The organism is Inediibacterium massiliense, from assembly GCF_001282725.1.
Lineage (GTDB): Bacteria > Bacillota > Clostridia > Peptostreptococcales > Thermotaleaceae > Anaerophilus > Anaerophilus massiliensis.
The window spans coordinates 876,811-891,416 of record NZ_LN876587.1 but is presented as its reverse complement, the minus strand read 5'-3'; the positions used below and the strand labels follow the sequence as shown (position 1 = coordinate 891,416).

General features: G+C 29.1%; 17 protein-coding genes. All 17 read right to left on the bottom strand.

Going from position 1 to position 14,606, the window contains the following annotated elements; genetic code table 11:
* Positions 1–137: 137 nt before the first annotated feature.
* Positions 138–284, bottom strand: a complete 147-nt coding sequence (gene scfA / locus BN2409_RS16950) for a six-cysteine ranthipeptide SCIFF (RefSeq protein ID WP_110943121.1) — start codon at positions 282–284, stop codon at positions 138–140.
* Positions 285–343: 59 nt separating this feature from the next.
* The gene (locus BN2409_RS12815; RefSeq protein ID WP_053957013.1) at positions 344–721 is read right to left on the bottom strand and encodes a TIGR04086 family membrane protein; all 378 of its coding nucleotides are present in this window, start codon (positions 719–721) and stop codon (positions 344–346) included.
* Between the two features lie 93 nt (positions 722–814).
* Entirely contained in the window at positions 815–1,096 is a 282-nt protein-coding gene (yajC, locus tag BN2409_RS12810; protein WP_053957012.1) for a preprotein translocase subunit YajC, read from the bottom strand.
* 75 nt (positions 1,097–1,171) lie between these two features.
* Complete coding sequence (gene tgt, locus BN2409_RS12805) at positions 1,172–2,290, bottom strand: tRNA guanosine(34) transglycosylase Tgt (protein WP_053957011.1); 1,119 nt, start codon at positions 2,288–2,290, stop codon at positions 1,172–1,174.
* A gap of 16 nt (positions 2,291–2,306) precedes the next feature.
* Complete coding sequence (gene queA / locus BN2409_RS12800; protein WP_053957010.1) at positions 2,307–3,332, bottom strand: tRNA preQ1(34) S-adenosylmethionine ribosyltransferase-isomerase QueA; 1,026 nt, start codon at positions 3,330–3,332, stop codon at positions 2,307–2,309.
* A gap of 12 nt (positions 3,333–3,344) precedes the next feature.
* Positions 3,345–4,967, bottom strand: a complete 1,623-nt coding sequence (locus tag BN2409_RS12795; RefSeq protein WP_053957009.1) for a SpoIID/LytB domain-containing protein — start codon at positions 4,965–4,967, stop codon at positions 3,345–3,347.
* A 102-nt stretch (positions 4,968–5,069) separates the two neighbouring features.
* Positions 5,070–6,071 carry a Holliday junction branch migration DNA helicase RuvB gene (gene ruvB, locus BN2409_RS12790; protein ID WP_053957745.1) on the bottom strand — a complete coding sequence of 334 codons (1,002 nt, stop codon included), beginning with the start codon at positions 6,069–6,071 and terminating at the stop codon, positions 5,070–5,072.
* A 30-nt stretch (positions 6,072–6,101) separates the two neighbouring features.
* A complete protein-coding gene (gene ruvA / locus BN2409_RS12785; protein WP_053957008.1) occupies positions 6,102–6,698 on the bottom strand; it encodes a Holliday junction branch migration protein RuvA in 597 nt (198 codons plus the stop codon).
* Positions 6,699–6,711: 13 nt separating this feature from the next.
* The gene (gene ruvC, locus BN2409_RS12780) at positions 6,712–7,206 is read right to left on the bottom strand and encodes a crossover junction endodeoxyribonuclease RuvC (RefSeq protein WP_053957007.1); all 495 of its coding nucleotides are present in this window, start codon (positions 7,204–7,206) and stop codon (positions 6,712–6,714) included.
* 84 nt (positions 7,207–7,290) lie between these two features.
* On the bottom strand, positions 7,291–7,965 hold the full coding sequence (locus tag BN2409_RS12775; protein ID WP_053957006.1) for a BofC C-terminal domain-containing protein: 675 nt from the start codon (positions 7,963–7,965) through the stop codon (positions 7,291–7,293).
* 333 nt (positions 7,966–8,298) lie between these two features.
* Positions 8,299–9,111, bottom strand: a complete 813-nt coding sequence (locus BN2409_RS12770) for a hypothetical protein (protein WP_053957005.1) — start codon at positions 9,109–9,111, stop codon at positions 8,299–8,301.
* A 149-nt stretch (positions 9,112–9,260) separates the two neighbouring features.
* Positions 9,261–10,307 (bottom strand): hypothetical protein, encoded by a 1,047-nt coding sequence (locus BN2409_RS12765; protein ID WP_053957004.1) that lies wholly within the window; start codon positions 10,305–10,307, stop codon positions 9,261–9,263.
* Positions 10,308–10,783: 476 nt separating this feature from the next.
* The gene (locus BN2409_RS17290; RefSeq protein WP_199873022.1) at positions 10,784–10,936 is read right to left on the bottom strand and encodes a hypothetical protein; all 153 of its coding nucleotides are present in this window, start codon (positions 10,934–10,936) and stop codon (positions 10,784–10,786) included.
* A 218-nt stretch (positions 10,937–11,154) separates the two neighbouring features.
* Entirely contained in the window at positions 11,155–12,297 is a 1,143-nt protein-coding gene (locus tag BN2409_RS12760; protein ID WP_053957003.1) for a hypothetical protein, read from the bottom strand.
* 181 nt (positions 12,298–12,478) lie between these two features.
* Positions 12,479–13,549 (bottom strand): helix-hairpin-helix domain-containing protein, encoded by a 1,071-nt coding sequence (locus BN2409_RS12755; RefSeq protein ID WP_053957002.1) that lies wholly within the window; start codon positions 13,547–13,549, stop codon positions 12,479–12,481.
* Between the two features lie 47 nt (positions 13,550–13,596).
* Positions 13,597–13,800: a hypothetical protein gene (locus BN2409_RS12750; protein ID WP_199873021.1), complete on the bottom strand. Its 204-nt coding sequence runs from the start codon at positions 13,798–13,800 to the stop codon at positions 13,597–13,599.
* Positions 13,801–13,937: 137 nt separating this feature from the next.
* A complete protein-coding gene (locus BN2409_RS12745) occupies positions 13,938–14,588 on the bottom strand; it encodes a tyrosine-type recombinase/integrase (protein ID WP_053957000.1) in 651 nt (216 codons plus the stop codon).
* Between the last annotated feature and the right edge of the window lie 18 nt (positions 14,589–14,606).

Here is a 14,606-nt window from a genome sequence, read left to right as displayed (position 1 = left end):
TTTTATTCAGAATTTCCGTTGCTTAAAATTACTAGAAAGTTTAACTTTCTAGAATTGTCCACAGTTTACCTCTAGATATAATTTCCTAACGAATAAAAAACAGTAATATGAAAATATTACTGTTTTTTGAATATGTATTATCTATTTTCACATTCTTGATTTGCAACTGTGCAAGAAGTCTTGCATGCTGACTGACATGAAGTTTGGCACTCTCCACATCCGCCTTTTGCTGCAGTCTCTTTTAATGTTGCTTTTGTTAAAGTCTTTACATGCTTCATCCTTATGCCTCCTCTAATTTGATTTCTACTAAATTATAACACAATCGATTATGATGTCAAAGTTTTTATTTAAAATTTACACCAATCATTCCACCGATACCACCTGCTCCTATTCCCAACATCATTTTGTAAAATGCATACATTTCAAATTTAAAATCCTTTATAAGTAAAAAACTCATACAAACAATAACGATCATAAAAAAAACTCCTACTAAAAGTCCATTTAAAAGTCCTTTTCTTTTTATTTTCACACCTGCATACATACCACTTATAAGCGTACTAAGAATCATAACAATAGATGCAAGTATAGGAATAATAGTTTCAGAAATATCTGTATAAGTAATAAGTAATGCCATAATTACAAACACAAATAACGAAAAAATACAAGCAATCATTATAGATTTTACATAAATACCAATCCTATTTTCACTTACTGATTTCACCTTCTCCACCTCCAAAAACATTCTTATAAAATATTTATGTATGAAAATTTAAAATAGAACTAACAAAAAGAAGATGACCTATGTCATCTTCTTTTATGCTACATCATCAGTTTTTAATACATTACCTACTGCCCATCTAGCAATTTGAAGTTTTGTTTTGTCAGCGCCTACTTCAATTGTAACAAAGTCATCTTTAATTTTAGATATTTTTCCATATATACCACCTATTGTTGTAATTTGATCTCCTATTTTCAAATTATTTCTCATTTCTTTTACTTGTTTTTCTCTCTTCTTTTGCGGTCTGATAATGAGAAAATAAAATATCGCAATAAATATGACCGTCATTAAAATAGGTGAATACATCTGCTGATTCATAATAAAATGCCTCCTTTTCTGATATCTATTACTATTCTACATAAAAATATTAATTCCTTTTAAAATTAGAAAATTTTATAAATCATATCCATACTTTGTAAAAAATTCTTTTCGAAAATCCAAAAGTCTATCTTCCATAATAGCTTGTCTTATATCTTTCATTAAATTTAATAAAAAGTGAAGATTGTGATAAGTGACAAGTCTTCCTGATAAAATTTCTTCTGCCTTATAAAGATGTCTTAAATAAGCTTTTGAATAATTTCTGCAAGTATAACAATCACAATTTGGATCTAATGGAGAAAAATCTTCTTTATACTTAGCATTTTTAATAACTACTTTTCCAGTAGATGTCATAGCCGTACCATTTCTTGCAATTCTTGTAGGCAGTACACAATCAAACATATCAATTCCTCTTATTACTCCTTCTATTAAACAATCAGGACTTCCTACTCCCATTAAGTATCTTGGTTTATCCTTTGGAAGAAGTGGTGTCGTATATTCTAATACTTCATACATAAGGGGCTTAGGCTCTCCTACACTCAACCCTCCTACTGCATATCCTGGAAAATCAATTTCTGTAATTTCTTTTATGCTTTGCTCTCTTAAATCCTTATACATACCTCCTTGAACAATTCCAAACAACGCTTGAGTATCAGTATTTTTATGAGCTTCTTTACATCTTTTGGCCCATCTTGTGGTTCTTTCTAAAGAGTTTTTTACATAATCCCGATCAGCAGGATAAGGAGCACATTCATCAAATGCCATAATAATATCTGCTCCTAATGCATTCTCTATTTCAATAGCCTTTTCAGGACTAATAAAATGCTTAGATCCATCTAAATGAGAACGAAATTCTACTCCTTCTTCTGATATCTTTCTTAAATCTCCTAAACTAAATACTTGAAACCCTCCGCTATCCGTAAGAATGGGTCTATCCCAATTCATAAATTTATGTAATCCTCCTGCTTTTTCTACAAGATCATGACCTGGTCTTAAGTACAAATGATAAGTGTTACTTAAAATAATTTGAGCATTGATTTCTTTTAATTCTTCTGGTGTCATAGTCTTTACAGTAGCTTGAGTTCCTACTGGCATAAATATAGGAGTTTCAATAATCCCATGTGGAGTATGAAGCCTTCCTAATCTTGCTCCACTTTGTTTACATTCTTTAATGAGTTCATATCTAATAGCCATTTTTTACCTCCTGTTTTTAAATGATGAGCATGGCATCTCCAAAACTAAAAAATCTATATCTATTTTTTATAGCTTCTTCATAAGCCTTAAGTGTAAATTCTCTTCCACAAAATGCGCTTACAAGCATGATTAAAGTAGATTCTGGAAGATGGAAATTTGTAATGAGTCCATCAATCATTTTAAATTCATATCCTGGATAAATAAAAATATCTGTCCATCCATTCCCTGCTTGAATCTTCCCTTTTTCCTTTGCAATACTTTCTAGAGTCCTTGTAGAAGTAGTTCCAACTGCTATAACTTTTTTTCCATTTGCTTTTGTATCATTGATTAATTTTTCTGTTTCTTTGCTTACCATATAAAATTCTGAATGCATCTTATGGTTTAATACATCATCTACCTTTACAGGTCTAAAAGTTCCAAGCCCTACATGGAGAGTAATATAAGCTACATTTACACCCTTTTGTTTTATTTTTTCTAATAAATCCGGAGTAAAATGAAGTCCTGCTGTAGGTGCTGCTGCTGAGCCTTCATGCTTTGCATAAACAGTTTGGTATCTATTTTGATCTTTCAAAGTCTCTGTTATATAAGGAGGAAGAGGCATCGTTCCTAATTGATCTAGAATCTGTTCAAAAATTCCTTCATATTCAAATTTTATAATTCTTGAACCTTCTTCACCCATATCTACAATATGAGCTTTTAAAATTCCATCTCCAAAAGAAACAGTATCTCCAACTCTTGCTTTTTTACCAGGTTTAACTAATGTTTCCCATAAATCTTTATCTGTTCTTTTTAAAAGTAAAAACTCTATCTTCGCTCCTGTTTTTTCTTTGATTCCAAAAAGCCTTGCAGGAAGTACTCTTGTATCATTTAAAACTAAACAATCCCCTGGATTTAAATAATCGATTACATCCTTAAATACTTTATGATTGATTTGTTGATTTTTTTTATCTAAAATCATAAGCTTGGATTCATCTCTATTCTTAAGAGGTGTTTGTGCAATTAACTCTTCTGGTAAATCAAAATTAAAATCACTTGTTCTCATTTTCAAAACTCCTTATTCTATATGAATTCCTGTATAATAGTGCTTCAATATTTGCTCATAAGAAAAACCTTGTTCTGCCATTTTTTTAGCTCCCCATTGACTCATTCCAAGTCCATGACCCCAACCTTTTCCAGAAAAAGTATAAGAATCTGATGAATGATTAAATATAGGCTGAGATAAAGATTTTGTTTTTTCTCCATTACTTACATAAATATTTTCATTTGCTTTTTTTATTTTTTCACTACTTATCAGATACAAGGAAGAATCCTCTATAGATTTTGATAGAAAATCTTTATCAGAATTTATAAACAATTGGCCACTATTTTCTTCTCTCAAACCATTTCCATTATTGGAGTTATTTCCTATCATATCAAACCATGTACTTTTAATATTATTATAACCAAATACACTACGAATCTCATCTTTTTGTAAAATTTTTTCTCCATTTGTTCCTTGAATAGATAGCTTTAAAACTCTTCCATTTTTTGAACGTTCTATAATATTTATACTTTGTATATTTCCTACATATATATTTTTAGCCATTAAAATATCTTCTATTTGTTTTTTCGTATAAACAACAGTCCATTCTGAGTTTGGAGCTCCTATAGAATATGGATCATCTACTCCCCTTAAATATCCTATTGGATTTGACCATATATTCTCACTATCTTCTGTATGTCCTCCACTATTGGAATGGTAAAGGGCTGTAACGGCTTTTCCTTCATAAGTCATTATTTTTCCTCTTGTTTGATCTACTGCTTCATTACTTCTTGGTTTCTCACTACTATATCCTCCATACACTTGACAATCTGTACTAGAACATAAATCAAATCCATAGGCTTTATGCTTATTCATATTGACAAGAGTATAACTTCTTGCAGCAACCGCTTGGGCTTTCTGTGCTTCTATAGGCCAGTCTCCTGAAATTTCTTTGGGTAAAACACCATATAAATATTCTTCTAATCCTAATTGATTGATCACTGTAAAATCACTATTTGAATATCTCTTAATCATAATACTGCCTCGATATTTTTTATGATCTACTTGTATGATTCCTGATGCATCCTTGTGTAAACTTTCTCTAAAATGATATTCTCCATCCAAACTATCATATACAAATAAAATCTTTCCTGACTGGTTTACAACTTGAATCCCTTTTCCTAATGAAGAAACTATCATCATATTATATTCTGGTAGAATTGATTTTATATTTTCCAATGAAGCTTGGGCATCTGTAAAGTTTTCATAAGGTCCTGCCCACACCTTTACTCCATTTTTATAGGCTATAAACGAATTATGTACAGATGAAGAGATTTGACTTAAAAAAGTATAAGCTTCATTATTGCTTAAAAAATCTTGTCCTATTTGAATATAAATAGAGTTCTGAGGATCTTTTTTCACAATAACTTCTTTTTCAAAAAAGTCCATTATAATGTTAAATTCATGCCCAACGAAATATCCCATTTCTATGTCATTAGAAGCAGACAATTTTACTTGAGCAGGACAACTTTGTCCATACAGGATTCCAATTTTTACTTCATTATATGATGAGTAAAAATCAGCATACCCGAATGTAGCAAAACCAAAGGATACCATGAGTATTGCAATAGTGATTACTTTGTAAAAATTTTTCATAAATTTCTCTCCTTGATTATTGTTTTTTTAAAAAATTCGACAAAACTAGAGAAATTCCTTTTTTATATGGCTACAAATCTATTTTTACGTATCTTTGTTTATTTATTCCTCTGTAGAAATCCCCAGATGTTTGTATCCTAACTGAGTAATTGTTCTTCCCTTAGGTGTTCTTTGCATAAATCCTAATTGAAGAAGGTACGGTTCATATACATCCTCAATCGTGTTTCTTTCTTCTCCAGTTGAAGCTGCCAAAGTATCTAACCCTACAGGGCCTCCACTAAATTTTTCAACAATTGTAAACATTATATTTCGATCTACTTGATCTAGACCTAATTCATCTATTTCTAAAAGAGCTAAACCATCTTTTGCAATTTTTAGAGTAATGAGTCCATCTCCCTTTACTTGTGCAAAATCTCTCACTCTCTTTAATAATCTATTGGCAATTCTAGGTGTTCCTCTAGATCTTTTTGCAATCTCTATGGCAGCTTTTTGCTCTATTTCTATTCCTAGAATCGATGCAGATCGAATCACTATATTTTTTAAATCTTCTACCTCATAAAGCTCCAGCTTACATATTACTCCAAATCGATCTCTAAGAGGAGAGGTTAACAGTCCCGCTCTTGTGGTAGCACCTATTAATGTAAATCTTGATAAATCCAACCGAATAGACCTTGCACTTGGTCCTTTTCCAATAATAATATCTAATGCATAATCCTCCATAGCAGGATATAATATTTCTTCTACAGTTCTATTAAGCCTATGTATTTCATCAATAAACAGCACATCATTTTCTCCTAAATTGGTAAGTATAGCTGCCAAATCACCTGGTCTTTCAATAGCAGGACCTGAAGTTACTCGAATATTTACGCCTAACTCATTGGCAATAATATTAGATAAAGTAGTTTTTCCAAGACCAGGAGGTCCGTATAAAAGCACATGATCTAGAGATTCATCTCTCATCATGGCAGCATCTATAAAAATTTTAAGCTTTTCTTTGGCTTTATCTTGTCCCATATAATCATCTAGTTTTCTAGGTCTTAGGTTGTTTTCTACTTCATAATCCTCTGTTCTAGGTGCTGTAGTAATAATTCTTCCTTCATCCATATCTTGTATCATATCTCCACCCCCTTTGCTCTACTTCCCTAATATTTTAAGTGCCTTTTTAATCATCATCTCTACACTTTTAGAAGAATCTTTTACAGCTTCTATGGCTTTACTTGCCTCTGCCTTTGTATATCCTAAAATCATTAATGCATCCAAAGCTTCATTTGTATCACAAGATTCATTTGTTTGTATTTGAAGTAAATTTGGTTCAAAGGTAGCTATATTATGGTCTACTTTGTCTTTTAGCTCTAATATAATTCTTTGTGCTGTTTTTTTCCCTACTCCCTGTGCTTTGATTAAAGTATTCATATCCTCTGATATAATCACTCCTACCAAGCTTTTATAATTAATAGAAGAAAGTATTCCTAATGCCACCTTTGGCCCTATTCCATTGACAGTAATTAAAAGCCTAAAAATTTTTAATTCATCTTGATTTGAAAATCCAAAGATACTTATATCATCTTCTCTTACTATAAGTTGTGTATATATAATTATTTTTTCATGAATTTTTTCAAATTCTACTATAGATGAAGAAGTTGTAAAAATTTTGTAACCCATATCATTATGATCTAGCACAATATAATCTTCTTTGATTCCTACAAGGTCTCCCTTTATGTACTCTAACATAAAATATCCTCCATTATCTAATTTTAAACAATCCTTTAAATGCTCCTGAATGAGCATGACAAATAGCTACAGCCAATGCATCTGCTACATCATCAGGCTTTGGTATTTTAGGTAAATTAAGAAGTGTCTTAGTCATTTGTTGTACTTGCTTTTTATCTGCCCTTCCATATCCTACCACCCCTTGTTTGACTTGTAGGGGTGTATATTCATAAATATCTATACCTTTATTGGCCGCTCCTAAAATAAGTACACCTCGAGCATGTCCAACCATTAAAGCAGTTTTGACATTTTTGTTGAAAAATAACTCTTCTATTGCCACTACATCTGGTTTAAACCGATCTAATAAAATCTCTAAATCATCATAGACTTTTTTAAGTCTTTGGGGCATCTCTTCATCAGCATGTGTTAAAATTGCTCCATACCCTAAAGTTTTCATATGATTTCCTTTATATTCTATGACTCCATATCCTACAATAGCAATTCCTGGATCAATACCTAATATTCTCATAAATTTTTCTCCCTTGTACAAACAAATATTCGATCTTTTATATTGTATCATACACAAACAAAAATGTACTCAAAAGAGTACATTTTAGCTACTATAATCTTCTAAAATTTGATCAATTTCTTCTCTGCTTTTTTTTACAATTCCCTCTTCTATATACTGTGAATCTGTCTCACTTAAAGAAGATATCGGAATCTCTGTTTGCTCTAATAAAATTTTTTCACCTTTTTCATTTACTTGATACACACTTATATATCCATTATATTCTTTTACAATATAATAATTAGGTGGCACTTTATTTGTTACTTTATATAATTCTACCATATCTTCATTACATTGTCTTACTTCCCAATCTGTATATTTTTCTTGTAAATAATTTCTAACATCCTCTAAGCTTCTTCCTATACATTCTTTAGGCAAGCTAATTTTCTTTGTAGTTGTGTCTCTCGTCTTTTCATAATATGTATTAAATACAATCTGGGTTTGTTTTGTCATTTTCTTTTCACTTTCTACAATAGGGATAGATTGAATTTCTTCATTGTCTTCATTATTGTTGTTATTGTTTTTATTGTTGTTTTTCTTCGTTATTTGTTTTTCTTCATCTTTTGATGGTTCTAAAATATTAGTTCCCCACTGGGTAGGTTTATTTTCTTCATTGTTATTCAGTTTCCTATCCTTGTATCCATATAAAAATGCTATTGAAAACAAAATGATACATGCTAAAAGAATTTTTCTTTTTCTTTTACGCCTTCTATTCCACATAAAAATCCCTCCTAGTCTATCTAGAAGGGATTATTTCCATATATTATCAAATTATACATGAAGATCAAATTTTATGATATTGGCGGGAGTATGTGGGAATCGAACCCACCTAAGAAGCTATTAACCCCTCAAACTGGTTTTGAAGACCATTTTTTGATTTCAGATAACTTTTTGTTGTATTTTCAATAGTTTCAAAGTTTTTATGTTCAACTTTTTGCATAGTCTACTCTTAATATCAATGTTATACAATAAAACTTAAAAAGTCAAATATTTCTTCATCAAAATACAAAAACAAACCAAGCATGGAATTAATTTTCCCACTGCTATCTTAGCTTAATCTAAAGAATCAGATATTTCTTCTATAGTTTCAATACTTTCTTCTAACATAGGTATTTCCATACCTAATTGCTTAAACAAAATATTTCCACCTTTTAATACTTTAAATGCAGTTGCTCTTTTTTGCTCATCACTAAAAAACTCTTTGATTTTTCTGGTATATTTCTTACACCAATTTCTTTTCGTCATAATAATTGAAGCTGTTTTTAGTTTTTGAAAATCTTCTTTTACCTTATTCAGTTCTTCTTGTAATTTTTCTTGATCTGATATAAGACTATTCAATTCTTTTTCAAATTTGCTCTGCACTTCATTTAACTTATTGTTTAATGCTTCTATTTCTTCATTAGAAAACATTTCATTTGGTATATTTTCATCTATCTGTTTTTCAATATTCTCTAAATCCAATTCATGTATTCTATTTTCATTATTATTTGTATCATCATTGTTTAAATTTATTTTAGGTTTATTTAATTCTTCAAATAGATAGTCTTTCCATAAATTCAATTCATATTTTACTTCTTTAAAATTATTACACTCAAAACTTTCACTATTCGCATATTTACCAGGTGTCAGTTCTCCTTCAAAAAGGTAAACTTTTTTTACTTTTTGTCCAAGTCCAAAATTCACACTTGTCTTGTCTATAATTTCTGTTCTTTGATTTGGTATATAAAATCTAAATATGTAATCTAAATCGCTATATGCATATTTTATAATTATTTTATTCTCACTTTCATATATCTCAAAATCATCTATATCAAACTTATCACACTTTAACATCTTTGTAATTTCAGCATTAATATTAACCCTCACCTAAGCTCCCCCCTGTTTTTCCTCTCATAATATTACATATATTTCTATATTAACATAATTTTATGGATATGTTATAATTTTCTCTCTCAAAAATAAATAACAAAAAATAAATCAAGCAATGGGTAATTTTCCCTTGCTTTTTTGGTAAACTATGCTTGTTGTTTATCACTGTAATAAAACAATTCAGTATTAACCTTATTGATAAACTCACTATTTAATATATTCATTATCTGATCTGTTCTTAAATTCTCTCTAAAAATCTTTCTTTCAAAACACTCTAACCATGAATATATTATTTTACTTGAAATATAAAGTGCAATCAGTTCTAATGCAGGAACAATACCAAATATGTATACGCAGTTTTTAAACATATCTACATATTGAAACACGAATTCCTGTCCTATATACATCATTGACAGAAATAAAATAGCTGAACATATAAATAGAATTCTTCCAACCGTACAGTATCCTTTTTGAATTATAGGTATTTTGCTTTCCATATAATTAAAACACCGTCTATATTTTTCAGCATTTTCCCCCTGCGATTCTATTTGTTCTATAAGTGCATTACTTCTCTCTTTAAATATGTCAATACTATCCCTCTCATTCTCATCATGTTTTCGTAAATAATTGCTACACAGAACCTGTATTTTACTTAAAAACAATATCGTACTATCCGTGAAAAAACAAAAATATGAAATAAAAGCTATTTTTAGCAAAATACTTGATGAACTAATAATTTTTGAAGAATTAACTAAAGGTACAATTATCTCTTTAGCAATACTTATATTCTTATATAAATAAATATTTCCCCCCAAAACCCCTATATCATGAATAAATTCATTAACAAATCCTAATAATAATACTTGTTTATCTAATTTACTGTATTTCTTGATACTTATACCTCTAGTTGTGCTTTTACGAAAAAGTGAATTTATTGAAAACCATCCAATTCTATAAACATTATTTATAGATATTAAAAGAAATACAAGTATATATATTTGTACTGAATCATTTTTAACCTTTGCATCTGATAGAATTGTTAATAATTTATTCCCGACAGTAATAATAAAAATAATTAATGCGGCGATTTTAAATGATGAGAGATTCATCTTCCTAAATTCTTCTACCCTTAATGTTCTTATATACTCAATCAGTTCTGACCTATCAAATTCAGAATCATGTATTTCTTCCATACTATATTACCGCTCCTTTCTTTTTTTACAATATTCATCATATATCAAAAGCAATTATATTACATAATGGAATTTTTTACAATATATTTCATATTCTCTCATCACTATATTCTTCCCCCCACTAAACTAACACCAAATCTCACTCCTTCTTTTTGAACGAGTTTCTTCATTAAAAATCATCCTTTCTTCTCTTTATTTTAATTTTTTTAATTAAATAAATTATCTAAAATACTGTCCAAATCACTTCCTAAGCCTGTAGCGTCTCCAAACAATCCGAACATGATTTATATTCACCTCCTACCATTCCCTCTAATCTGCTGTCTACAACTTTTACAGTACCTTTAAAACTTTCTATAGTAAGTTCTTTTACACTTAAATTTGTGGGAATATCGGCTGCTGAATAATTATCAGCTAAGTTTGTAGCAACATTTGTACCTAAAACTGTTGTAGCAATTAATCCAATAGCAATTTAATTCTTAAATTTCATCATTGTACTCATCCTCTAATAATACCTCCTTCGCTAACCATTCTATATCCTTCTGTTCTTGTCTTTGTTTTATCTTTTCTTCCATTTCTATTCCCCATCTGAGCATTGTATTTTCATATTGTTCTCCTAAAAAAAAATCCATCTTAAATCAATTCTCCTTTTTGAAGTATTGTTCTTTATACGTATTACTACGTAAAAGAAATTAAGGAACGGTAAAAAATTTATAATTTTAATGTTAAAGCAATATCAAAATAGCTGTGATATAGTCATTTCAATGCTTTAACTTTAAAAATAAATTAAAAAATAAAACCCTGCTGTTTATGCAAGGTCTCAAGTACTGGGTATTTAGATATATAATTATTAATTAGTTTCCCAATATTTTAATATAAATTCTCTATAATCTCTTACATTTGAAAAATAATATCTGTCATGAACCTCAACTTTTTCACCAATAGTAGTATTTGTTCCTCTGCAATGAGGACAAATAATAGATTCTTTTTCTTCCTTAAAATAATCTACAGCAAAATCATTAATCATCAATTTTTTTGAACAATTATTGCACTTTACTTTATATACAAAGAAAAATTTTCCCTCATTTACCTTTTGATTAGATAGGTCATTAGTAAATATAATATCAATAGTCCTTTGTATAGCAGTTCTAATAGCAGATAGATTTTTTTCAAGTTTATCATGTAATCCTTTTAAATCATACCATCCCTGCGGATCAATGTTTACCCCCTGAGCAGGCATAATATCAACAGATGCTACCGAAAACTTTGCTCCTAAAGGTCTTCCATGTACAATTTTATTTCTTAAATCAATAATTTTTTTTACATCTTTATTATCATACAAATCTAAAATAAATTGCAAGTTCTTATTTGATGTATACATTTTTTTAAACGCTTTAAGGAAAGAATTCTTTTTACCCTTCAATGAAATATTAAAAAGTTTATTTTCATTTTTTATTGTAGGTTTAATCTCATCAATTATATCATCTGGTAGGCGAGTAATTACTGGTTTATATCCATTTCCATGTTTAACAAAATCAATATTATGACATTTTGCTTCTATTATTTCATTCCTTAATTCTCTACCTATAATTAAATCAGTATATAAAAATTCATTTAAAATGATAAACAAGTACTCCCATATATTTGAAATTCTAAATATCGCATTTTCAGCATAATACGCATGGGTTCTTAAATTAAAGTTAGTACTTTTCAGCACTGCAAAACTTGTTGCTACAGCGATACATAAATCATTATTGTAAAAATATTTCAATTCTTCAATCAATGGAGTAGTACGTAGTAGCATAGCTGTATCTGTAGTGCTGTTTTCCTTTAATAAATTCGGCTTAAAATCATCTCTATAAGTTTTTAAGATTTCACTTACTTGTTTCTTTATCTTATCATCAAAAATAAATTCTTCTATATCATACATTTTATGAGTTTTATAAACTTCCTTATCCCTCTCTTTTTCTTTCCTTTTAAACCATTTTTTCAAAATAAATTCCCCTCCCTATTAACTATTACTCTAATAATGTTTTTGGATTCATTTCTACATATTTACATAAAATTCCTTTATTTTTTCTAAAATAACTTATTATCTATTGTAATATAGTAATCTCCCCAAATTTGCATAACCATAAAAAGCAAAAAAATAAAGAGAGAATTTTTTTATCTCCCTACAATAATACTTCTTTTAAATCACTATATTTTTCCATCTGCTCTAAAACCCTTTTATCCACTAATTTAATATTTTTCCTGTTTTCTTCGATTTTTCTTTTCTGTAAATCTTCTATAGATTTAAAAGAGGTGGTTTCTCTTTCTTTAGTAAATCTCTTTGCACCTTTTTCTCCAAAATATTTTAATGTTACCAGTGGTGGTATTATCCATCCATCATTAACGATAAACTTAGTCTCATGACTTTTAAGAATGCCTACCCTTCTAATTTTAACCCCTCTTTCTATACATTCCTTTAAAGCAAGTAACAGCAGTAGTTGTTTTTTATCATCAATTCTAAATTCATCATCCTCATCAATCGTGATTGAATCATCACTAAAATGTTTCCCCATCCCTAATTTTTCTAAGTATTTAATTCTGTAAGTAATATCTTTAAGATCAATTTCACTTTTCCTTTCTATCTCTTTTATCTTTTCATCTATCTTTTTTATGAACATCTTATTATTTTTATAGATTTTTTTTAATTTATTCAATTTCTCTATTTCTTTTTCTACATCTGCGGTAGGCTTTTTATAGATTTTTTCTATACTTCCTATTGTATTACCAACTATCTCCCAATCAAAACCTTTAGTCTTTGTTGTAAAGAATGCGGAATAAAATACTTCGGAGTGATGTAGCTTCATCCATGCCTGTTTATAAGAATTATTAGTATATTCAACCGCATGAGCTTTAGGAAACATATACTTAATCTTATTACAGGATTGTATATACCAATCTTGAACTCCCTTTTCCTTTAATAAAGGAAATTTTTTTGAGTCTATCCCCTTACCTTTTCTTACTTTATTGGTTATCTCATATGCGATTTTTTCTTCTATTCCTTTACTAATAAGGTCTAGCATAATATCATCTCTACTAGCAATCACTTCTCTAAATTCACAAATTCCCTCTCTAATCAATTTTTGAGCATTATTAAACCATACATCCGTTCCATGCGATAAGCCACTAATACGAATAAGGTCATCAAAATTTTTAGGATTGATTTCTTTCAGCATACCATTTACAAAAGGTGTCATAAACTCGGATATTCCATGTGTTTTGTTCTCTTGGAAGAAAGTTTCTATTACTTTTTTATATTCATAGGTATATTACTGTAATCAATATCTGTCATTTCTTCATACATCTTAGCAATCGTTGGACTTTCGTGACCTAATACATCAATCTTCATGAAACATTCTTCTAAAGAATGATAATCAAAATGAATTGTAAGTGGCTTTTGTTTATGATAATCTAAAATTCGCTCTTTATATAAAAACCCATTCTTCAAATAAGTATACCACATATCTTTTTATACCTACAAAAATACAAAAATAAAAAATAGGGGTATCTCCCCTGCTAACACAATTCTATAACAAAAAGTGGTTTAATATATTGCTCTCTTTATGCTTTTGCATTATATCATCATCATCCAAATACACATACAATATTATTATGCCCCATCATTCTTTGTAATGTAAATATATCTACACCTTTTTTAACCATCTCTGTAGCAAAGGTATGTCGTAATACATAAGGTGTGCATTTACTATCAATTCTTGCCTCTTCTTTATATTTTCTAAAATTATTAAAAATATCTTGTTGTTTCATAGTTTTATCCCCTGCCGTGGATAGAAAAAGATATTGTTGTCTTTGTTCTATTGCTATATCTTTTAATTCTTGTAAATAATCTAATGTTGTTCTTGACAGAGGTAATATTCTTTCTGTTCTAGTTTTACTGACTTTCGCCCTAACAATAAGATATCCATCATTAAAATTAATATCGTGTATAGTTGTTTGAAGTAATTCTCCGATTCTTATTCCACAATCAAGGATGCAAAGAGTAATTGTCAAATCTCTAAACCTTGCATAAGTAGTATTACCAATCGCATTAATTAGTTTTTTAACTTCTATCTTGCTTAATGGTTTTAATCTATCTTCTGGTACTTTTACAAGCTTCAAATGATTATTAAAATTATTTTTTATATATTCATTTTTTAATAGCCAATTTATATATGCTTTTAACGGCCTAAGCCTTACATTTACAGTACATGGAGCATATTTCTTCTCATATATCATGTGTTCTTTATAATCTAC